This window comes from Peptoniphilus sp. (assembly GCF_034090345.1).
GTDB lineage: Bacteria > Bacillota > Clostridia > Tissierellales > Peptoniphilaceae > Peptoniphilus.
Window position 1 is genome coordinate 12,052 of sequence record NZ_JAXDSS010000031.1, and the last position, 21,510, is coordinate 33,561.

Here is a 21,510-nt window from a genome sequence, read left to right on the forward strand (position 1 = left end):
AGTTTATAATGGATTTTTCTTATATGCTATGACAATTTGTTTTTATTTTTAAATTAAACCTAAGTTTACAGAAAATAAGAAATTTGCTTCTTTTATATGAAGATTCATTCCAATTTGTGATTTTATAATTAGCATAAGACCTGCTTGTAGTATTGCCTCTCCTGTGTTATTCCAGTAGTCAATGATGTCTAGTGGGATCTTAAACTCTCTTTCGTTTGAATTAATTTCATATTTTTTGTTATCTTTGTAGTAGAAAACTTTAGTAGCTATTCCTTTTTTCTTATAGCCTTCTTTCGGTTTTTCTATTATTTTAGATTTTAGGCTTATATAAGGATTGTCGTCAATAATTAAATGTGAATCTTCTTCAAATCCCATAGATGCCATGGATTTTTCTATAAATGAATCTGCTTTATCTTCGTGATTTTTATAGATACAAAAATTTATTTTATGCTTTCCTCTTCCTAAGAGTTCTATTAATTTTTCTTTTTCTACTTTAGCTGAGAGTTTTTCTATTTGTTCTATTTTTTCTGCTCTTTCATCTATGCTACTATAGAATTCTTCCATTCCCCTTCCCATAATTTCAAATGATAATTCCTCTGCTATATTTTTTTCTATTTTGAATATTTTTTGTAAAACCAGAATAATGTTTTTACGTTTTTTATCATAACAATTTGCAAGTTTATCTCCGATTTTTGTTGGATTATATTCATGGCCATCTTTATAAAGTACTCCAAGTGTTACCATTCTATCTAAAATTTTCTTTGAATTCGTTTTTGAGCAGTTGAAGCGAATTGATGTGGATGTTATTGTCTTGTTGTTTTTTTTGCTTTTTATATGTAAAAGATATTGTATTTGAATTTTGGTCAAGTCTAGTTTAATCATTTTTATCACCTACGACTCTATTTCTCTATTCATTTTTATTATATTATTACATATTCTAAGACTGGATTTTCTATGAGAAGATATTATTATTGTTTTATCTTCTTTTTCCTTGTATAGGGATTTTAGTATTATGCCTTCGTTTAGTGCGTCTATATTTGCCGTTGGCTCATCTAATATATATAGTGTTGATTTTCTTAGGAACATTCTAGCTAGGGCAAGTCTTTGTATTTGTCCTGTGGAAAGAAGTTTATTTTCTTTTACTATTTCTGTATCAAAGCCTTTTTCTAAACTTGCTATAAATTCATAAATATTGGCTTTTTTGGTAGCTATTATTAATTCTTCTTCTGTTGCATCTTCTTTTACTATTTTTAGATTATCTCTTATTGTTCCTTTAAATAGATGGGTTTCTTGAGATGTATATGAGATATTCTCTCTTAAATTAGAAGTTTTTATTGTCTTTAAATTTTCGTTATTTAAATATATTTCTCCTTTATTTGGATCATAAAATCTCATCAGAAGTTTTATTACAGTTGACTTGCCGCAACCACTTTTACCAGATAGACCTATTACTTCATTTAGATTTGTTTTTAAGTCAAAGTTTTCTATAAGGGTAGTATTATCGTATGAAAAAACCACTTTATTAAACTCCAAATCGTTATAAATAATCTCCTCTCCCATAATATTTTCTTCTACTTCTGCTTTTTCGTCTAATAGTCCTAGTACCCTTTTAGCACATGCAAAGGTCAGTATTAGATTATTAGCAAGGTTAGATAATGCTGAAGTCGGGCCAAAGGATGAAATAAATATAGTCAGCGGAAATATTAGTCCTAGTATATCTACTTTGTTTTTAATATATAGATTTGCCCCTACTATTACAAATATTAAGTTTGCAATAATAATTATTGCAGATGATAGGGCAAAGTTTTCTCCAGATTTTTTAGACAGTGTTTTAGCGGATTTATTTAGCTTTCTAGTCAGATTATTTATTTCCTTTAACAGTGTTTTTTCGTAATTAAAGTTAATAATTTCTTTTAGCCCTTTAAACGCCTCTAAAATTTTAGAGTTTAGTGCTGATAAATCTTCCCTTTGTACTGCACCTATATCTCTTGCTGATTTTTCCGTTACTATAGGTACAATGATTGCTAAGATTAAATGAGATATTAGTAGAACTAAGGCATACAATGGACTAAAGCTATATAATATTATTAAAAATACTAATGTGTGAATTATAGCTATACATATAGGAGAAATAGTATGTGCATAAAATACTTCTAAAAGCTCTATATCTGCCGTTATTATGGAAATTAATTTACCTTTGTTTTTTTCTTCCATTTTAGCAGGACCTAACTCTCTTAATTTTTTAAATATTTTATCTCTAATTATAGCTAGAGTTTTAAATGCAACATAGTGATTAAATAGCTGCTCTATATATTTAAATACCGCTCTTAAAATTGCTAGAATAAAGATAATTCCTATTATAGTTTTTAAATTTACATCTTTATCAAGTATTAATTTTGCTAAGCTGTATCCTCCTAGACCAGGTATTAGTGTGGCAAATATATGCCCTATTGCTCCAAAGAAAACTGCACAAATCATCTGAAATTTTAAGTCTTTTACTAGTTGCAAAAGTTTTCCTATTAGATTTTTATATTGTTTTATTTTATTCATTTAAACCCCACTTTTCTAAAGATATTTGATAATTATAGATAGTAGAGAATAGTTTTTCTTTTAATATTTCTTTAAATTCCCCTTCTTCTTTAATATTTCCATCTTCCATATAGTAGATATAATCTGCATTTTCTGTATTTCTAAGTCTATGAGTTATTAGTATAATATTCATAGATTTTTTCATTTCTTGTAAAAGTGTAAGTATTAACTGTTCTGATTCTATATCTATATTTGAAATAGATTCATCTAGTATTAAAAGTTTTGGAGATTTTAATACTGCCCTAGCTAGAGATAATCTTTGTTTTTGTCCTCCAGATAAATTACCTCCATCTGAATTTAACAAAGTATCTAAGCCTTCTTTGTTTAAAAAGTAATTTTTAAGTCCTACTTTTTCTAAAACTTGTATAAGTTCTTCATCTTTTGCATCTTCATTTGCCATCTTGAGATTGTACCTTAGGCTTCCGTTGAATATATATGGATTATTATCTATTAAGGCAATATTTTCTACTAGTGAATCGGAATTTATATCACTCACTCCGTTAAAATATATTTTACCTTTGTAGGATTTTAAACTACCTGATAAAACTTTTGCCAAAGTTGATTTTCCACAGCCACTTTTACCTACTATTGCAGTTATGCTATTGTTTTCAAATTCTATGTTTAGGTTATTTAGTACTAATTTATCTGTATATTGAAATTTTAAGTTTTCAATTTTTATATTTAGTCCTCTATCTTCTATAGTGTTTTTATAATCCTCCTCAGTTTCTATTTCTAATACATCAAAAAGACTTTTGGTAGCAGAAATTCCATTCATAGCTACATGAAATAAAGAACCGAGTCTTCTTAGAGGATTATAAAATTCTTGAGATAAAAGTATAAAGTAAAATGCCCCAAATATGGAAATTTCTCCAACTTTATAAGCATTTAAACTTAACATTATTCCAAGTGCAGCTCCACAGTATGAAACTAAATCCATAACTGTAATATTGTTCAACTGCACCATTAGAAGTTTCATAGTTTTTGCTCTAAAATCCTCTGCCAGATCATTTAACCTTACATTTTGTCTTTCGTCTACATTAAATACTTTTAACGTTGTAAGCCCGTATAAAAAATCTATAAATATATCGGCTAAATTAGTGTAGGAATGCCAATAACTCTTTACAACTTTATTTGCAAGTTTTTGTACCATTACTATAGCTAGTGGTATAACTGGTACTAGAACGAGCATAATTAGTGCGATTTTTAAATTTATAAAACATAATATTATAAATAAAATTAAAGGTCCTATTAGGGAAAAAAGTAGTTGAGGTAACATCTCCGAATAGAAGATATTAAGTTGTTCAATTCCTTCTACTCCAAGGTTTATAATTTCTGAAATTTTAATTTTTTCTCCAAATTCCATTTTAAAAGAGTAAACTTTCTTTATAAGTCTTTCTCTAAGAGTTTTCTTTACTTCTATTGAAACTCTATATCCAATATTTGAATAGAGTTTTGTCGTTGCTATTCTAATAATGGCTATTATCAATATTGTCATTATTAGTTTTATATAATTTTCCTCTCCTTTAATCAGAGTATCTATAAATTTGCCTATAGTAAAAATCACAGATATGTTTAAAATCATCTCTATGGTTTTTATTAATACTAAAATAACAATGTACTTTCTCTCATCTTTTAATTCTATATACAGCCTTTTGTCAAACATTGTTCTCCTCCTTAATAGTCTTTATCTTTAAGAAAAAGTACAAGTAGTGAAATATTAATACTAAAATAAGGCATATTCTTGCATGAAGATTATCTATAAGGAAAAACGAAATTCCTATAAAAACAGTTATAGTAAGTAAAATTTTAATTTTTCTATTTATAGTCATGCCTTTTTTTGACTTTATTGGCTCTATATTATTTTTATACAATTTTGTAGAAATAAAGTATCTATTGAATTTTTCCGAACTTTTTGCAAAGAAATAACTTGCTAAAATTAGAAATGGAGTTGCAGGAAGAAGTGGTAAATAAATACCAATAACGCCTATTCCTAAAAAAATAAAACCTAAAATTAAATAAATTATCTTCAAAATTTGCTCCTTTCTTTAATGTAGTTCTGTTAAATGAATTTATGCTAGGAATTATTTCCTTTTTATTTTCATGATCTTTGATTTAGTTAATGTTATCAAAAATAAGTTATTTGTCCAAGAGATTTTGATAAATTTTATCAGTTGTTTTTTTATTTTTTAAAATTCTATGAAATAAAGCTTTTATCAGTATTACAAGGAAGTTATCCCCGGTTTATAAAATAGATTTACAGCATCATTTAATTTTGTACTTTAAAAGTTTTTTTAATCAACTGTATTATCATAGGATTTTACTTTTTATCTTTAGAGCGACAAGATATGCCCCTATCTACACGCAAACAGTAATTACATAGCTCATTAAGTCGCATAAAAACATATTGCTTATTGAGTTGTCTTTGTTATGATTTATCATAAATTTGTTCAGCTTTTTTTGAATTGTCTGTACTTGAAAAGTTATCTTTATCAGAAAAAAAGAATTAATAAAATTTGTTAATACTAGATCCTATTTAAATTAGCATCAAGTATCCAATCTCTATATATAATACTTTTAACTATTTCTTTGGTTAAAAGTATTACTCATAAAGACTGGCTAACTAATTCCGATTTAAACGGGATTTAGTATAACAAAAGAGATGGTTAAAAGTATTATCAATAGGGATTGGTTATATATCTAGATTTGATAGGATGATAGTATCAGATATAGACTGGTCTAAATCAATCGATGAAGTAGATGAACAGCTTTTTGATAAATACAATTTAACAGAAGAAGAAAGAAATCACATTAAATCATCAATTAAAGATATGCAGCAAAAAGGCTATGAGCATTATTACTCATAGCCTTTTCTCTTGCACTTAAAGACCCATCAAATTAGTTTTCTAAAATACCTAATTCAATGAGTCTTAAAACTCACTTTTATACTAAATGACATGCTACAAAATGTCCCGGATTTCTCTCTGTCAGCTCCGGCTTAGACTTTCTACAAACCTCCTGTGCCTTCGGACATCTATCCACAAATGGACAGCAATTTGGTGGGTCTATAGGACTTGGAACTTCTCCTTCAAGCATAATTCTCTGTCTTGTCCTTTGAACATTTGGGTCTGCCAAAGGTATTGCAGACATAAGAGCTATTGTATAAGGGTGTATAGGATTTGAATACAACTCATCTGAAGTTGCAACTTCCATCATATTTCCAAGATACATTACTCCAACTCTATCTGAAATATACCTTACCATTGAAAGGTCATGTGCTATGAATAAATAAGTTAAATTCATTTTCTTTTGTAAGTCAATAAGTATATTTATTACTTGAGCTTGTATAGAAACGTCAAGAGCTGAAATAGGTTCATCACAAACTATAAACTTAGGCCTTACTGCAAGTGCTCTTGCAATACCAACACGTTGTCTCTGTCCACCTGAGAACTCATGCGGGAAACGTGAAGCATGTTCTTCTGATAATCCTACAAGATTTAGTAATTCGATAACTTTATCATGTCTTTCTTTTTCATTTTTATAAAGTCCATTTATCAACATTGGTTCTTCTACCAATGATTCAACTGTCATTCTTGGATTTAGCGAAGCATACGGGTCTTGAAAGATAAATTGGAAATCACGTCTTTTCTTTCTCAACTTTGACTCTGATAATTTAAATAAGTCTTCTCCATCAAAGAACATTTCCCCCCCAGTTGGGTTTAAAAGTCTTGTTATAGTTCTACCTGTTGTAGATTTACCGCATCCACTTTCCCCAACAAGACCAAACGTCTCTCCGGGATATATATCAAAACTTACATTGTCAACAGCTTTCAATATTCCTTTTTTTACTTTGAAATATTTCTTTACTCCCCTTGCACTTATTAGAGGACTTACATCTTTATTTTTATTTTCAGTCATTATTTTCCCCCTTTAAGTACTCTTCACTATATAACCAACAACTACATCTGTGTCCTTCTCCATGTTCTGTTGTAGGAGGCATATTATCTTCGCATATTACCATTGCCTCGTCACATCTATCAAAAAATGGACATCCCTTAGGTGGTATATATAAATCCGGTGGCGAACCATGTATTGCATGAAGCTTTTCTTCCTTACTCATATCAAGTCTTGGAACTGATAATAAAAGTTTTTTAGTGTATGGGTGTTTTGTGTTATAGAAAATATCATCTGTTGAGCCCTCTTCCATAATTTGGCCTGCATACATTACTTCAACTCTATTACTCATATCTGCTACAACACCTAAGTCATGAGTAATCAATATTATACTCATTTCAAATTCTTCTTGAAGTTCTTTCATAAGTTCTAATATTTGTGCTTGAACTGTTACATCAAGTGCTGTTGTAGGCTCATCTGCAATCATAAGTTTTGGATTCATTACAAGCGCTATAGCAAGCATAACACGTTGTCTCATACCACCTGAAAACTCATGAGGATATTGATTAATTCTTGTTTCAGGTTCAGGAACACTTACCATATCAAGAATTCTTATAGCTTTTTTAAGAGCATCTGCCTTTGATATTTTTTCGTGTTTCATCAAACCTTCTATTATTTGGTCTCCAACCTTCATAGTTGGGTTTAGAGATGTCATAGGGTCTTGGAATACCATAGAAATTTTATTTCCTCTAATTTCTTGCATTTCTTTTTCAGACTTTACTATTATCTCTTCACCATCAAATAGTATTGAACCACCTTTATAAAAAGCTGGTGGATTTGGTAAAAGCTTCATAATAGAATTAGCCGTTACACTCTTTCCGCATCCACTCTCACCTACAATTGCAACTGTTTCTTTTTTATTTACATCAAAAGATATCCCTCTAACCGCTTCAACTTCACCAAAGAAAGTTTTGAATGATATCTTTAAATCTTTTACTTCTAGTAATTTATCCATTCCATCTCCTACTTTCTAAGTCTTGGGTCTAAAGCGTCTCTTAATCCATCTCCCAATACGTTAAATCCAAACATAATAAGCGAAATCATAAGTGCGGGAACTACCATTTGATAAGTAAGTCCTATAGCAAGAACTTCAAGTCCTCCGTTCGCCAAGTTACCAAGTGATGGAAGTGGGTCTTGTAAACCTAATGAAACGAAAGATAATGTCGCTTCAGAAAAAATTGCTCTTGGAATTATAAGTGTTAAGTTTACAAGTATAGGACCAAGTGTGTTTGGAATTATATGTTTAAATAAAACCCAAGCATCATTTGCACCCATTGAACGAGCTGCCATAACATATTCTGACTGTTTTAAAGATAGAACTTGACCTCTAACTAAAATAGCTGTAGGTATCCAACCAGATAATGTCATCGCAAATACCATAACCGCAAAAGAAGTTCCTGACCCTTTTTCAGCAAATACAACTGACAATAGTATTACTATTAGTAAGTATGGTATTGAATAAATTATTTCCGCTATACGCATTAATAAGGCATCAACTTTACCAGAACTCATACCTGCTATACCACCGTATAGTACACCAACAGTTATGTTTATAAATGCAGCTAAAAATCCAATTAAAAGTGAGAATCTTGCACCATAAGTCGCACGTGTAAATAAATCACGTCCTAATGAGTCAGTACCAAACCAAAAATCAGCAGAAGGTCTATGATTAGTATTTAGCATATCAATTTGATAATAAGTATATCCACTAATCATAGGCCCAATAATTGCAAATATAACCATAAATATTATTATTATTAAACCGAACATTGCAAGTTTATTATTTTTCAGTCTTCTCCAAACATCAGCCCAATATTTTATAGTAGGTCTTTTGATTCTCTCTGCATGCTCTGCATTTCTATCAACTTTTTTAAATAATTCAGGAGAAAATTTTCTTTCCATTATGCTTTTCCCCCTCCTTCAAACTTAATTCTTGGATCTATAATAACGTAAGCTATATCCACAAGTAAAATCATAAGTACTAATACTATTCCATAAAATACTGTAGTTCCCATAATAAGAGTGTAGTCACGGTCAGTTATGGCTTTTATAAAGAATCTACCTAGCCCCGGAATACCGAATATTTTTTCTACCACAAATGATCCCATTAATAAATCAGCTGTAAGAGTACCTAAAATTGATACTATCGGTAATATTGAGTTCCTAACAGCATGTTTTAAAATGACTGCCGAGCCTGAAATGCCTTTACTCTTCGCAGTTTTGATATAATCTTGCCCTAGTACTTCGAGCATAGAAGATCTCATTAGTCTTGCTATTTGTGCGGTAGGCATCATACAAAGTGCAATAGAAGGCATAATTGTGTGCGCGAAAGAACCCCATCCACTAAGTGGAAGTCCAAGATTCCTCCCAACCACTTGTATTAAAAGAGTTCCCATTATAAATGAAGGTACTGAAATCCCTATAATTGCTATTAACATTGCAATATAATCAGGAAATCTATTTTGATATAATGCAGCTAATGAACCTAAAACAGGCCCAAATATTAATGACCAAATAAGAGCTTGTAGTCCAAGTCTCAAAGATACAGGAAAACCTCTCTTTATCATTTGGTTTACTGTTTCAGTATTAGACTTCATACTTTCACCAAAGTCTAATTTTACTATATTTTTTAAGTATCTTCTATACTGCTCAGACACGGGCTTATCAAGGCCATATTTTATCTCTAAATTTCTATAAACCGTAGCCGGTATCTTTCCTTCTTGTTGTAGAGGATTTCCAGGCACAGCATGCATTAGAAAAAATGTAAGAGTTATTATGAAGAATATTGTCAAAAACGACATAACAAATCTTTTTCCTATAAATTTTAACATCTTTATTCCTTTCTAAAAAGCAGAGCCCCACAAATGGGGCCCATTTTATTTTTTATTGAAATTCTGCATAAGTTAAAATTGGATATTGAAGAAGTGGCTTATAAACACCCTTTATATTTTCTTGTACTAGATAAGGTTGAGTATAGAAGTATACAGGTACTATCGGCATATCTTCCATCAATATCTTTTCCGCTTTTCTCATGTTTTCCATTCTAACTGTTTGGTCTGCGCTATTTTTTGCTTCTTTTATAAGAGCATCAAACTCAGTATTTGAGTAATTAGAATAGTTTTGCTCTCCACCTGTTACAAATAAATCTAACATAGTCATAGGGTCGTAATAATCTCCAACCCAACCACCACGACTTATATTGAAGTCATGAGCATTTTCACGAGCTAATTTAACATTGAAGTCAGCATTTTCAAGACCTACTGTTACTCCAAGATTTTGATTCCACATTTGTTGAACAGCTTGAGCTATTTTCTTGTGTGATTCACTTGTATTGTAAAGAAGAACTTGTTTATTGATATCTTCGATAGTAATTCCAGATTCTTGCATTCCTTCTTCTAGTAATTTCTTAGCTTCTGCTGCATCTTCTTTAATTAAATTACCGTTGATGTCTCTCCACTCTTTGTTATTTTCGTCAATTAAACCAAATGGTACCATACCTTCAGCGGCAATTTGACCACCCTTAGTTATATTTTCTACTATTGACTTACGATCAAGAGCCATTGAGAAGGCTTTTCTAATTTTAGCATTTTCAAATGGATTCTTTCCATCTTCACTCTTAGTCATATTTAAACTGTAATAATAAGTTCCTATTTGTTTTCCAATAGTTACTACCGGTGATTTATCAGCAATTTTTTGTGCCAAAACTTCCGTTGGGACATCAGTTAATATACCATATTTACCAGCATCGAAGTTTTGATATGCAGTGTTGCTATCTTCAAGAATTTCCCAAGTTATTCCACCAAGTTTAACTTCAGATGCATCAAACCAGTTTTCATCCTTAGTTGTTTCAACTTTTGAGTTGTGTTCCCAATTAATTAACTTGAATGCACCATTTGATACAAATGTAGAAGCATCTTTTGCCCAGTCAGGATTTTCTTCAACAACTTTTTGGTTTACAGGATATAGTGTATAAAAAGCTGCTAAGTCTGCAAAGTATGGTGTTGGTTTTTCTAAAGTAACTTCTAAAGTTGTATCATCGATTGCTTTTACTCCAACTTCAGCTCTTTTAGCTTCTAACCACTTTTCATAAACTGCATCGGCAATTTCGTCTTCACTCTTTCCATTAAGATCAAGCCCTGCTTTATCAGCATCTGTAATTACTACCTCGTGATCAACTTCTTTAGTATCATTTCCGTCAGCATCTTTTACATAGTATACGCCAGGTCTTTCAACTGTGTTATAAGCTTCTCCTCCTTTTAAATAGTAAAGTTGGAATGCATAAAGTGAAGCTGTGTTAGGGTCTAGAGCTCTTAGCCATGCAAATTCAAAGTCCTTTGCAGTAACAGGATCTCCATTTGACCACTTAACATCGTCTTTAAGAGTGAATGTATAAGTCAAACCATCTTCTGATACGGTCGGCATTTCTTTTGCCATACCAGGAGCTAAATTTCCTTCCTTATCATATCTTAAAAGTCCTGTAAATAAGTGATTTAACAAATATGATTCATGAGTACCTTGCGCAAGTGCAGGATCTAAAGACCCCGGTTCACTAGTATTGTTTACGATAAGAATTTGTCCTTCCGCTCCATCTGTGCTTGCAGTTTTATTTCCACCACATGCTGTCAAAAATACCGCTGTCAAGATTAACAAGGCCACTAAACCTTTAAATCTTTTGTTCATTAAAATTACCTCCTCAATATTAATTTAATTAATTAATTTTACCATATTTTACAGTACTTAACAATCGTTTTGAAGTTATATTATCCCAAAGTGTTATAAGCTATAGTCTATAATAGATATTCCTCTATCTTCAGTGCCATATCATCATAGGTAACTTCTCCTACAAATCTATGAACTTCTACACTATTTTTATACATAACTGTTAATGGTACATTATCTATCTTTTTAGTTCTTCTAACAGACTTATTTTCATCTATGTCCAAGTAAAATGCAGCTATCTCGCCAAACTCTTCTTCAATCAATTCAATAACTATTTCTCTAACACTCTTACAGTGTACACAACTCTTACCACCAAATATTACAATTGATGTTGGATTTTCAGCTATTCTCTTATCAAAATTTTCAGTTGATATGAACTTAACTTTTGAAGACTCCATACTTATTATCTCTCTTTGAAGAGCTATTTCATCTTCATTTTCCATGGCCATGGTCATGAAATCTATATCGTTTTGTATTACAACACCTTCCACAAAAGTTTCTTTAACTCTTGTTCCCGTATTTTCCTCTCTAATTTCATTCTGATCTACCGAAATTTCTATAGGTTTTTCTCTATTTAAATAGTTGTATGGATATCTAAATCCTTGATATATATAGTTTTTAATTGCAAAATTCTGTTCTGCATTAACTCTGTATGGACAAACCCATCTCCAAACTACTTCATGGTCTTCTGTTATCTCATACATAATTCCTGCCGAACCCATAGAAACTAAAGTGTTTCCATTTTCAAGTCTTTGTAAACTTCCCCCATATGGGGAATAAAACTTATATCCATTTAAATATGTTGAATATCCTAAATCTCTAGGTGTTATCTTCCATTTTATATCATACGTTATCGGGTTAAATTCCAAAACTCTTGAATATGCTCTTCTATAATTGTTTATTCCAGTACTTGAGTTTAAATTTGGAACTCCATATCCTGACTCTGCTCCACTTTCAAAAAGTAAAATATTCCCTGCTCCATTCAACCCCTTTTTAATCATCTGTATATGAGTAGGACCTATTATCCCATGAAGTTTCCTAAATAAACTATCTTCTTTAGGACCTATTTGCCAAACAATTTTTCTCTTTTGTTTATCAATTATCCCAATAAAGTTTGATTGTCTTGAAGAAAATATTATATTGTCAGGAGCAAATCTACGATCTCCTTGCTCATACCACTTATTTTCTCCCAACACTCCAAAAGAAGTTATATGCAAATAGTCTCCTATCTCCAAGTTCGAAATCAAGTTAGGATTTCTATAAATTACATTTTTCTGCACTTCGGTATAACCAATTTCATTAAAATGATTTGAAAAAGAGAACTTCCAAACTACATTACCATTTAAATCTACTTCATATATTACCTCGTCTAAAAGTTTTTTGTCAGATATTTCTGTGTTTACAATAGTATCATGCCCTAAAATTAAAGTATTTCCATTTTCAAGTCTATGGTAATCTCCATGAGCTCTGGCACTCCATATAGATTCTTTTTCAAGAAATCTAAATTTATTGTACGACCAAACAACATTGCCATCTTGTTCTATTTCTATTAAGCTTTCTCCATCTTGTGAAGAAACATCGGATTTTCTAAATTTTGTAGTACCAATTATATTTCCATTTTTTAACATCTTTGCAGGCATAGCATTTATCTTAAAATGTTTTATTTCGTTTCCGTTCATATCGAACAATAAAACACCTGAATTAGGAGTTGCAACTAAATTATATCCACTGCAACACTTTTCTTTTTTATAAATTGTCGTGCCTGTCGGTAATATCATCGGTATTCCTCCTTCAAGTATCTATCTACATATACAGCTGCTATCGCTCCATCTGAAGCTGCTACAACCGCTTGCCTTAAGACTGTATCCGTGCAATCTCCAATAGCAAATAGACCTGGAATATTAGTCATCTTTTTTTCATTTACTTTAATAAATTTATTTTGATTTAATATACCTAAATTGGAAACAATTTCTGTTTGAGGTTCCATCCCCACAAACATAAATATTCCATCTGTTTCTAAACTAGTTTCTTTGCCTAATTTAGACAATGTTATTGAATTTACATATTCTTCACCTTGGATTTTTGTCAAATATGAATTGTATATTATTTCTATTTTAGGATTTTTTAAAACCTGTTTAAAAATATCTTTATCAGCATCAACTATGCCATCTGGATGTATTGAAATTATAGTTACTTTATTTGCAAACTTAGAAATATATTCAGCCTCTTCAAGCGCAACGTTACCACTCCCAAGTATATGAACATCTTTGTCTTTTACAAATTCTGCATCACACATTGCACAATAACTTACACCTTTTCCCGCAAACTCTGTTTCGCCTTCTATTCCTAAAATCTTTTCTCTTGTACCAAGTGCAAGAATTACTGCCCTAGCTTCAAAAGTACCTCTTCTCTTAGTATGTACTTTAAATATATTTCCATCTTTTTCGACACCTGTTACAGTGCTTTTTATTCTCTCTACATTTTCTATGCCAAGAGCATGGTTCCTGAACATATCAGAAAGTTCTATTCCGCTGGTTTGTATAATTCCAGGATAGTTTTTCACCGTTTCAGTGTCCTTTATTCTTCCACCAAAACTCTTTTTTTCAATTATCAAAGTGTTTAAAAGGCCTCTGCCAGCATACACACAAGCGGAGAGCCCGGCAGGACCTCCGCCTATTATTATCAAATCATACATAATTAAATCCCTAATGATTTCGCAAAATCATCCATTCCTTCAATTTTTAAACTCTCCACTAGACCTTCATCAACCATTCTGGAAAAATTAGGGTCTATAGGTAATTTTAATATTCTCTTTATATCATGCTTTTTAGCTTCGGATTCAATCTTACTTTCCCCATATATATAAGTTATTTCATCGCAGTGAGAACATTTAAAGTAAGACATATTTTCTACTAAGCCAAGTATCTTTACATTCATCATCTGTGCCATCTTAACTGCTTTTTCTACTATCATTTGAACTAAATCTTGAGGAGTAGAAACTATTACAACGCCATCAAGTGGTATTGATTGATACACAGTAAGCTGAACATCACTCGTTCCAGGAGGCATATCCACTAAAAGATAGTCCAATTCTCCCCAATTTACATTTTGATAGAATTGAGAAATTGCAGAGCCTACAACCGGTGCACGCCACAATACTGGGTCTGTGCTATTAGGCAGTATTAAGTTAACACTGACTAATTTTATTCCCGTGCTTGTTATTGCCGGATTTATATTCTTTCCGTCACTTAATACTTTTTCAGAAATCCCAAATGCGCTTGGAACAGAAGGCCCTGTTATATCAGCATCAAGTATTCCAACTTTGTATCCCTGTCTACTTAGCTCAGTAGCTAAACTTTGACAAACAAAACTCTTTCCTACTCCACCTTTACCGCTAACTATTCCTATTGTGTGTTTTACATTTGAATTTTCATTTAAACTAAATTTTTGAATTGCCATTTATTTCTCCTATACTTATTATAATATTTTACATATGATTAATCAATCATTCACTCTCTGTTTTAAATTGTCGCTACCGGATTTTTAGGAGCTTTTTTTAGTACCTTGAATTCTCCGTCAGTATACTCAACTATGTTAAAAGTAGCATTTCTAAGAACTCTATTGTCCCAAAAATTCTCTATGTCTATTTTTTCTACATAATTTAATATCGCAACAATAGTTACTCCATGACTAACTATCAAGACATTTTCATCTTCTGAATTGAAAATATATTCTTCAAAAAACTTCTCTACTCTATCCATCACTTCGTATAGAGATTCTCCATCTTCTCTCTTATATTTGTGTGGTTCATTAAAGTACGTGGTGTATAACTCTCCGTCTTCTTCTTTAAGTGTATTAAAATATCTTCCACTCCAATTCCCAACATCTATTTCTCTAAGATATGGTGTAGATACAATTTCATTTTCGGGGGCAATTATCTTTGCTGTATCTTCTGCTCTTTTTAAATCTGATGAGTAAACTTTATCAAATTTAATGTTTTTAGAAGTCTTTCTTAATACCTCCGCCATTTCTATTCCTTCTTGAGTTAATGGAGAGTCCATTATACCTTGAACTCTATCCGCTTTATTCCACTCCGTTTGTCCATGTCTTGTCAAATATATCTTCAAATACTCTTCTTATCCTCCAAATCTTTAGCCAATTTATATGAGCCTTCAATTATCTCATTTGGATAACCCATTAAATTTAAAATAGCTATTGCATTTCTTGATTCAGCTCTGCCTAATTTCAATTTATAATCGAATTTTATATCATCTTCTTCTATTTGTTCTTCGAAATGATAATTTGTATACTCACTCAAAAGTTCTGTCAATTCAATATCATGTGTTGCCGCCACTACAGTTGCGTATTTTGCAATATATTTTAGAGTATTATATGCTGCAGCAATCCTATCTATTGTATTTGTACCCTTAAATATTTCATCCAATATCAATAGCTTTTTAACTTCACTATCATCTATCATTCTCTTGATAGCTTTAGTCTCTGCCATAAAATAGCTCATTTTTTCTTCTAATGAATCTGAAATATCTATAGCTGACTCAACTTTGAAAAATGAAGTTTTCAAAGTATTAGAATGTGTAAGCCCAAAAGCATTGGCAAATATTACATTAATACCAAGATTCCTTAAAAATGTAGACTTACCAGAAGCATTAGAACCTGTTATTAAGACATCTATATTTGAAAAATCAAAATCTTGAGAAGTTTGTCCAACTCCTAGTAAAGGATGTTTAAGCCCATTTGCTTCCAATATAAATTCATCCTCGACAAATTCTACAAACTTTAAATTTTCAGCTATCTTGTAAGAAACAATAGCTGTTATGGCATTTATATCACCAAGTGCAGTGTATAATTTTAAAATATCTTCCTTACATTTATTTATCCCGTCCGCAATAGAATAAAACCTGTTAGCTTCAATTAAAAATAATAAATCAAATATTTTTCTTATTCCCTCCGACTCATCAAAGTTTTTAAAATATCTTATGCTCTTTGACTTATTACGAATCTTCTTAAGCTTCTTATTTAACTCTTTTATTTCTAATAATTCATTAGATATTGAATCTATTTCATAATTTTCAATTTTTAAACCAAGTCCAAATACGGAAGATAAATTACCTATATCTAATATAATTCCAGATGTTGCCTTATTTAATTCCTTGTAAATATAAAAATTAACAAGCAGTAAAAAAAATAGAGCACAAAAAGCAAGAAATTTATCCACAATTCCAACTAATACAACAAAAACAGATCCAAATCTCAAAATTCTAGTAGGAATTTTTAAATTTTTAAACTTTTCATAATCTACACCGTGTTTTAATAAACCTACTATTGATTTTTTAAAATATCCAACTTTGGCAAATTCAAATTTAATCTCTTTAGTTAAATCAGATTTTTCTTCAAATTCTATTATCTTTATCTTAAAATCTTCTTGATATTCTCTAGAATAATTTTGTTTTCTAAGCATATTATATAGGGATTGAGCACCCATTATTGAATCAGTATGATTTATTTTTCTATAAAGTTTATATAATTCTAAATCTTTAAAAGTTATATCATCTACATTTAATTGATTTTCTTGGTACGTTTGAGATAAAATTTCCTCTGAAATTTTAACGTCTATTTCTTCTTTGCCAAATCTATTGTACGTAACTTCTTTAAGTCCTTTTAAATAATTATGCTTAATAAGTCGTCCATATATAAATACAAAACCATATATAACAATTATGATTATAAAAATATAGAGTCCACTTCCGTATTCTTCCATAAATTCACCTCTATATAAATTTTACCATAGAAACCAATTTTTTATTCAATAAAAGCTTCGTACTCAAAAAATAGTGTAAACTTATTTCTTGCACTATTTAAGGCCCTAAAAAGAGCCGGCTAAGCCGGCTCAAAATTTTAATTATAAATTGAAGTGAGTTTTTAAGTTGTTTATTACAACAGCTCCAATATCATCTTGTGCGTCAATTGTAGAACCCCCAATGTGTGGAGTTACATATACTCTATCAAGCTCGAATAGTGGAGATTCAACCGGAACGTCCATAGTGTCAAGTCCGCCACTTCCTAATTCGTTAGAAATAGTATCTAAGTTAGCTCCGCCTAATTTACCATTCTTGATATATTTATAAAGAGCTTCTTCATTTACAATTCCACCACGTGCAGCATTGATTATTATAGCTCCATCCTTCATTCTTGACATGGATTCTTCATTAAACATATCTTTTGTATCTGGAGTTAGTGGCACGTGCAGAGTAACTACGTCTGAATTTTCAATAACTTCATCTAGTGTAGTAAGTTTTACATATTCTTGTTTGATGTCTTCCGGTTTTAAAAATGGATCATAAGCGATAACATCCATATGGAAAACATTAGCAAATTCAGCAACACGTCTACCAATTGCGCCAAACCCTATAATCCCCATAGTTTTATTTCTCATTTCACGACCAATCCATCTATATTTATTCCAGATTCCACCCTTAACTTCGTTTTGAGCTTGAACTGTATTTCTATAAAGATCAAGGACTTTTGCAATTACAAGTTCTGCTACTGCGTTTGCATTTAATCCCGGTGAGTTATAAACCGGAATATTTTTTTCCTTAGCATATTCTTTATCAATGTGGTTAGTTCCTGTTGATCCTACAAAAATAGCCTTAAGATTTGTTGCAGCATCTAAAACTTCTTTGTTTATAAACGGATCAACTCTCATGATAAGAATATCATAAGGAGCTATAATACTTGCAAGTTTTTCACTTGTAGGAAGCATTTCCTTATCTAATTCTATACCTAAATCCCTTAAACCTTCATCAATTACTTCTGACATATAGTCAACCATTAATGCTTTCATTTTTCTCTCTCCTTTTTATTACTATGTACCATCATTCAATTTTATTGTAACATACCTTTTTTTTAATTCAACTCTTTTGCATATCTTTCGAAAACAATTTCACAAACCATTTTCCATTCATTTTTCCTATCATTAAACTTTATACAAAATGACAGTTTTAAAATATAATGTTATAATTTTTACTTAATACGAAATATTTAAATTTATTATTAATACTTACATAACTCACAATTTTTAATAATCTTAACAATTTGGGTATAATAATAAAATAATTACTTACTTTGGAGGTAAAAATGAAAATAATAAAAAAATTAACTGCTACACTTGGACTTACATTAATTCTTTCAACTAATACATTTGCAGCTCAAGTGCAACAACCAACTATAAGCCCTTGGGCTGTTAAAATAGTTAATAATGCTCAAATGCAAGGAATAGTTCCAATATCTATTGAACAACAAGAAAAAAACTTCACAGTTAAATTAAATAAACAAGACTTAGATGCTTTAAATACTGCAACACAACAAAAACTTGAACAATATAAACTAAAGAAAAATCCTAAATTTAAATCTGAAAATTTAAAAAATGATTTTACAAAAGAAGATGTAATAATCAACATCTATAATATAGTTGGTGAGTATTCTGACGATTTAGAAAAAAATGCCGTTGAATATTTTAAAGAAAAAAAATTACTTGAAGGAGATGGTTTTGAACTAGGTTTAAATCAACCAGCCACTCTTGAACAAGCAATTGCACTATATACTCGTGCTATTACAGATATTGTAAATGATCAAAATATGGGTGCAAAAGGTGTCTTCTACAAAACTGAGGCTAATGGAAATACCGTTTATATGCTTGGTTCAATCCACGTTGGTGATTCAACAATGTATCCTATAGATTCAGATATAATAGATGCATATAATTCTTCTGATGAATTATTTGTAGAAGCTGATATAACTAATGCCGAAAAAGTTTTGGCAGCGCAGTCTTCTTTGATTAGCAAGATTCCTTTAAACCAAAAACTTTCTCCTGAGTTATACTCTCGCTTTAAAGCCATTATGGACAAATATAAAATTCCAGAAGAAAATTATAAGAATTTAAAAGTATCTGCAGCCTACACAAATCTATCATCTATCCCTATGGTAACTGAAATGCCTCTAGCTAGTGCAAAGGGAATTGACCAATACTTTTTAATAAATTCAAAATTAGATAACAAAAAAATTGGAGAAATAGAATCTATAGCTTTCCAACTTGACATGCTAGATAAATTTGGAGATCAAAAATATGTTAAATTAATTGAAGAATTAATTCCTCAAATAGAAAAAGATAATGCTAAAAAATTAGTTGAACAAACTAAATCTATGCAAAAGTTTTGGACTGAAGGAAATGAAAGAGAGTTTTCTAAAATTTTCAATACTAGTGATGAATTTACAAAACATTTAGTTGTGGACAGAGATCCTAAAATGGCAGATAAAATTGATGAAATGTTAAAATCAAAAGATAAAAAAACATATTTTGTAGTTGTTGGAAGCGGACACTACACTTCCGAAAAATCTGTTATCAACTATCTTCAAGAAAAAGGATACAAAGTAGAAAATTTAACAGGTAAATAAAATATTTTACTGACGACTTACACAAGTAAGTCGTTTTTTATTGCTAATTTGTAAAACATATAAATTATTAAAATATAAAAGGTAGCACAAAAAACTAGCTTCTCGTACTACCTGTTATTATGTTATTTAATTTTATAAAATTGAAATTCCCTAAATAACTTTAACAAAGTGTTTTTAAGCTAAAACTCATCTTAGAAAATATTTTTCTCTGTTCCTCTAAATTATTTATTGGAATCAGTTCTTAAATTTTATTATTAATATTTAATTCTTATACTCAAATTTAAATCTTTTTATAACTACAATTAAAAATTACATTACATCAACAATATTCCTATTAATATTAACATTATCAACATCCCAATTTCATTACCCAAGCTTCCATACATTGAATTTAATTGATAGGTAAGTAAAATAGAAAAGCCTAAACTTACTTGAATGTATTTTTTCCACTTATAATTACTAGGTTTTATAAAAATTTTCTTTTTTATCAAAATATAATTTAAAACCTGCCATACTAATAAAGCTATTAATGAGCAAACTATATTATATCCTTGTATAATTTTTGACATAATCAGATAATAGACAGTTAAATTTGAAATAATTGTAAAAAATCTTTTCAATTACTAGCCCCTCCTGTCCAACTATAATTATATTTATCTATTAGCCCTGTATAATTAGATACTCGATATGCAGTTATTTCTCTTTGCCACTCATAAATTCCCCTTTGCCTATCTTGACGCTGTCTATTACAAATTTCATAATATACATCACCAGGTCCTGCTGACACTACAAACCCTACAACTGATGTAACTATGCTTGCAACAATCGGAACTCCCAAAACACTAGCTGTTATAGAGGCAACCAATGCAGCTTCTGCTTTATAATAATTAGCGCTAGTTCTTGTGCAATACCACGAATTCCAATTACCCCATGAATAAAAACTTATATTATTATCTGTCTCATGATTTTGCAGTACAAGTTCTTCATCCACTATGGTTATGTAATTTTCTTTTATTACTAATTGATTGTTTTTCCTCTCTACAGTAGTCAAGTTGTCATCACTATGTATTTTAATAAAGCTATCATCTCCATTTAAATACTGCTCTACTATATCAACTTTTCCTGTTATGGTATCAAGGTAACTAGCTTTTATATAACCATCTCTTTCCTCAATTATTTGTACTATATAGCCATTACTTACTCCATTTAATTGTCCTATAGCATTTACAGTAGAAATACTTGATATAATGATAATAAACGCTAAAAATATAGCTTTAACACTCTTTGATTGTATGGTTTTCGATTTCATTTTATTCGCTCCTTTAATAAATAATTGTTTCTAACCTACTTTAAAAAACATCGAAACCACCCCTTTTTCATTATACTACCCTTTATATTACATTTGAAATATTTATTAACCTTTTATAAAGTTAAATTTTTAATAGTTAACAATTATTCATACTAGAAAATCATAATTTAATTGATGTCTTCTTATTAAATTCAAATTAAAAACAGCATGAAAACTTATCTCATGCTGTACTTATAAAATATATTTAATTTTTAAAACTGTGAACCGGAGCAGGAATTCTTCCTCCTCTATTTATAAAGTCCTTTGCTGAATTATTCCCTATATCCATTATAGGCGCATAACCAAGTAATCCACCAAACTCAGCAAATTCTCCAACGCCTTTTCCTACTACAGGAATTACTCTAACTGCTGTAGTCTTTCCATTTATCACACCAATCGCAGCTTCATCTGCTATCATTGCAGAAATTGTT

Annotated in this window: 20 protein-coding genes; 2 read left to right on the forward strand and 18 right to left on the reverse strand. The window is 30.3% G+C overall.

Annotated features, from left to right (window positions below):
• Window positions 1–48 precede the first annotated feature (48 nt).
• Genes SOR77_RS02670 through SOR77_RS02685 form a run of 4 tightly spaced genes read right to left on the reverse strand, consistent with a single transcriptional unit; the run spans window position 49 to window position 4,619 of the window.
• Entirely contained in the window at window positions 49–882 is an 834-nt protein-coding gene (locus SOR77_RS02670) for a hypothetical protein (RefSeq protein ID WP_320635653.1), read from the reverse strand.
• Window positions 883–891: 9 nt separating this feature from the next.
• On the reverse strand, window positions 892–2,550 hold the full coding sequence (locus SOR77_RS02675; protein ID WP_320635654.1) for an ABC transporter ATP-binding protein: 1,659 nt from the start codon (window positions 2,548–2,550) through the stop codon (window positions 892–894).
• Window positions 2,543–4,252, reverse strand: coding sequence for an ABC transporter ATP-binding protein/permease (locus SOR77_RS02680; protein WP_320635655.1), 1,710 nt, complete (start codon window positions 4,250–4,252; stop codon window positions 2,543–2,545). Before SOR77_RS02680 ends, SOR77_RS02675 begins: the two co-directional genes overlap by 8 nt.
• Complete coding sequence (locus SOR77_RS02685; protein ID WP_320635656.1) at window positions 4,245–4,619, reverse strand: YbaN family protein; 375 nt, start codon at window positions 4,617–4,619, stop codon at window positions 4,245–4,247. The genes SOR77_RS02680 and SOR77_RS02685 overlap by 8 nt, the downstream gene beginning before the upstream one ends.
• Before the next feature lie 681 nt (window positions 4,620–5,300).
• On the opposite strand from SOR77_RS02685, the gene SOR77_RS02690 reads away from it, so the two are divergent.
• Window positions 5,301–5,453, forward strand: a complete 153-nt coding sequence (locus tag SOR77_RS02690; RefSeq protein ID WP_320635657.1) for a hypothetical protein — start codon at window positions 5,301–5,303, stop codon at window positions 5,451–5,453.
• Window positions 5,454–5,529: 76 nt separating this feature from the next.
• On the opposite strand, the gene SOR77_RS02695 is transcribed toward SOR77_RS02690, so the two are convergent.
• From SOR77_RS02695 to SOR77_RS02745, 11 genes are all read right to left on the reverse strand, one after another.
• Window positions 5,530–6,504 carry an oligopeptide/dipeptide ABC transporter ATP-binding protein gene (locus tag SOR77_RS02695; RefSeq protein WP_320635658.1) on the reverse strand — a complete coding sequence of 325 codons (975 nt, stop codon included), beginning with the start codon at window positions 6,502–6,504 and terminating at the stop codon, window positions 5,530–5,532.
• Window positions 6,497–7,495 (reverse strand): ABC transporter ATP-binding protein, encoded by a 999-nt coding sequence (locus SOR77_RS02700; RefSeq protein ID WP_004822324.1) that lies wholly within the window; start codon window positions 7,493–7,495, stop codon window positions 6,497–6,499. The genes SOR77_RS02695 and SOR77_RS02700 overlap by 8 nt, the downstream gene beginning before the upstream one ends.
• Before the next feature lie 8 nt (window positions 7,496–7,503).
• Window positions 7,504–8,442, reverse strand: coding sequence for an ABC transporter permease (locus tag SOR77_RS02705; RefSeq protein ID WP_004822326.1), 939 nt, complete (start codon window positions 8,440–8,442; stop codon window positions 7,504–7,506).
• Complete coding sequence (locus SOR77_RS02710) at window positions 8,442–9,371, reverse strand: ABC transporter permease (protein WP_004822329.1); 930 nt, start codon at window positions 9,369–9,371, stop codon at window positions 8,442–8,444. The genes SOR77_RS02705 and SOR77_RS02710 overlap by 1 nt, the downstream gene beginning before the upstream one ends.
• 52 nt (window positions 9,372–9,423) lie before the next feature.
• Window positions 9,424–11,220, reverse strand: coding sequence for a peptide ABC transporter substrate-binding protein (locus SOR77_RS02715; protein ID WP_320635659.1), 1,797 nt, complete (start codon window positions 11,218–11,220; stop codon window positions 9,424–9,426).
• A gap of 107 nt (window positions 11,221–11,327) precedes the next feature.
• On the reverse strand, window positions 11,328–13,037 hold the full coding sequence (locus SOR77_RS02720) for an aryl-sulfate sulfotransferase (RefSeq protein WP_320635660.1): 1,710 nt from the start codon (window positions 13,035–13,037) through the stop codon (window positions 11,328–11,330).
• Window positions 13,034–13,954 carry an NAD(P)/FAD-dependent oxidoreductase gene (locus SOR77_RS02725; protein WP_320635661.1) on the reverse strand — a complete coding sequence of 307 codons (921 nt, stop codon included), beginning with the start codon at window positions 13,952–13,954 and terminating at the stop codon, window positions 13,034–13,036. Before SOR77_RS02725 ends, SOR77_RS02720 begins: the two co-directional genes overlap by 4 nt.
• 2 nt (window positions 13,955–13,956) lie before the next feature.
• Window positions 13,957–14,718 carry an Mrp/NBP35 family ATP-binding protein gene (locus SOR77_RS02730; protein WP_320635662.1) on the reverse strand — a complete coding sequence of 254 codons (762 nt, stop codon included), beginning with the start codon at window positions 14,716–14,718 and terminating at the stop codon, window positions 13,957–13,959.
• 62 nt (window positions 14,719–14,780) lie between these two features.
• Window positions 14,781–15,386 (reverse strand): histidine phosphatase family protein, encoded by a 606-nt coding sequence (locus SOR77_RS02735; protein ID WP_320635663.1) that lies wholly within the window; start codon window positions 15,384–15,386, stop codon window positions 14,781–14,783.
• The gene (locus SOR77_RS02740) at window positions 15,383–17,038 is read right to left on the reverse strand and encodes a MutS-related protein (RefSeq protein WP_320635664.1); all 1,656 of its coding nucleotides are present in this window, start codon (window positions 17,036–17,038) and stop codon (window positions 15,383–15,385) included. The genes SOR77_RS02735 and SOR77_RS02740 overlap by 4 nt, the downstream gene beginning before the upstream one ends.
• Before the next feature lie 141 nt (window positions 17,039–17,179).
• Window positions 17,180–18,121, reverse strand: coding sequence for a D-2-hydroxyacid dehydrogenase (locus SOR77_RS02745; protein WP_320635665.1), 942 nt, complete (start codon window positions 18,119–18,121; stop codon window positions 17,180–17,182).
• A gap of 293 nt (window positions 18,122–18,414) precedes the next feature.
• Between SOR77_RS02745 and SOR77_RS02750 the strand changes: the two genes are divergently transcribed.
• A complete protein-coding gene (locus SOR77_RS02750; RefSeq protein WP_320635666.1) occupies window positions 18,415–19,731 on the forward strand; it encodes a TraB/GumN family protein in 1,317 nt (438 codons plus the stop codon).
• A 314-nt stretch (window positions 19,732–20,045) separates the two neighbouring features.
• On the opposite strand, the gene SOR77_RS02755 is transcribed toward SOR77_RS02750, so the two are convergent.
• From SOR77_RS02755 to SOR77_RS02765, 3 genes are all read right to left on the reverse strand, one after another.
• Window positions 20,046–20,351, reverse strand: coding sequence for a hypothetical protein (locus SOR77_RS02755; RefSeq protein ID WP_320635667.1), 306 nt, complete (start codon window positions 20,349–20,351; stop codon window positions 20,046–20,048).
• Window positions 20,348–21,040, reverse strand: coding sequence for a hypothetical protein (locus SOR77_RS02760; protein WP_320635668.1), 693 nt, complete (start codon window positions 21,038–21,040; stop codon window positions 20,348–20,350). Before SOR77_RS02760 ends, SOR77_RS02755 begins: the two co-directional genes overlap by 4 nt.
• Before the next feature lie 244 nt (window positions 21,041–21,284).
• Window positions 21,285–21,510, reverse strand: a 226-nt coding sequence (locus tag SOR77_RS02765; protein WP_320635669.1) for a DUF711 family protein, incomplete at its 5' end; no start/stop codon positions are given.

Excerpts from the sequence above, each read along its gene's own strand:
- SOR77_RS02670 (WP_320635653.1), bottom strand. The coding sequence starts at position 882 with ATGATTAAACTAGACTTGACCAAAATTCAAATACAATATCTTTTACAT.
- SOR77_RS02675 (WP_320635654.1), bottom strand. The coding sequence starts at position 2,550 with ATGAATAAAATAAAACAATATAAAAATCTAATAGGAAAACTTTTGCAA.
- SOR77_RS02680 (WP_320635655.1), bottom strand. The coding sequence starts at position 4,252 with ATGTTTGACAAAAGGCTGTATATAGAATTAAAAGATGAGAGAAAGTAC.
- SOR77_RS02690 (WP_320635657.1), top strand. The coding sequence starts at position 5,301 with ATGATAGTATCAGATATAGACTGGTCTAAATCAATCGATGAAGTAGAT.
- SOR77_RS02695 (WP_320635658.1), bottom strand. The coding sequence starts at position 6,504 with ATGACTGAAAATAAAAATAAAGATGTAAGTCCTCTAATAAGTGCAAGG.
- SOR77_RS02700 (WP_004822324.1), bottom strand. The coding sequence starts at position 7,495 with ATGGATAAATTACTAGAAGTAAAAGATTTAAAGATATCATTCAAAACT.
- SOR77_RS02705 (WP_004822326.1), bottom strand. The coding sequence starts at position 8,442 with ATGGAAAGAAAATTTTCTCCTGAATTATTTAAAAAAGTTGATAGAAAT.
- SOR77_RS02710 (WP_004822329.1), bottom strand. The coding sequence starts at position 9,371 with ATGTTAAAATTTATAGGAAAAAGATTTGTTATGTCGTTTTTGACAATA.
- SOR77_RS02715 (WP_320635659.1), bottom strand. The coding sequence starts at position 11,220 with ATGAACAAAAGATTTAAAGGTTTAGTGGCCTTGTTAATCTTGACAGCG.
- SOR77_RS02720 (WP_320635660.1), bottom strand. The coding sequence starts at position 13,037 with ATGATATTACCGACAGGCACGACAATTTATAAAAAAGAAAAGTGTTGC.
- SOR77_RS02725 (WP_320635661.1), bottom strand. The coding sequence starts at position 13,954 with ATGTATGATTTGATAATAATAGGCGGAGGTCCTGCCGGGCTCTCCGCT.
- SOR77_RS02730 (WP_320635662.1), bottom strand. The coding sequence starts at position 14,718 with ATGGCAATTCAAAAATTTAGTTTAAATGAAAATTCAAATGTAAAACAC.
- SOR77_RS02740 (WP_320635664.1), bottom strand. The coding sequence starts at position 17,038 with ATGGAAGAATACGGAAGTGGACTCTATATTTTTATAATCATAATTGTT.
- SOR77_RS02745 (WP_320635665.1), bottom strand. The coding sequence starts at position 18,121 with ATGAAAGCATTAATGGTTGACTATATGTCAGAAGTAATTGATGAAGGT.
- SOR77_RS02750 (WP_320635666.1), top strand. The coding sequence starts at position 18,415 with ATGAAAATAATAAAAAAATTAACTGCTACACTTGGACTTACATTAATT.
- SOR77_RS02760 (WP_320635668.1), bottom strand. The coding sequence starts at position 21,040 with ATGAAATCGAAAACCATACAATCAAAGAGTGTTAAAGCTATATTTTTA.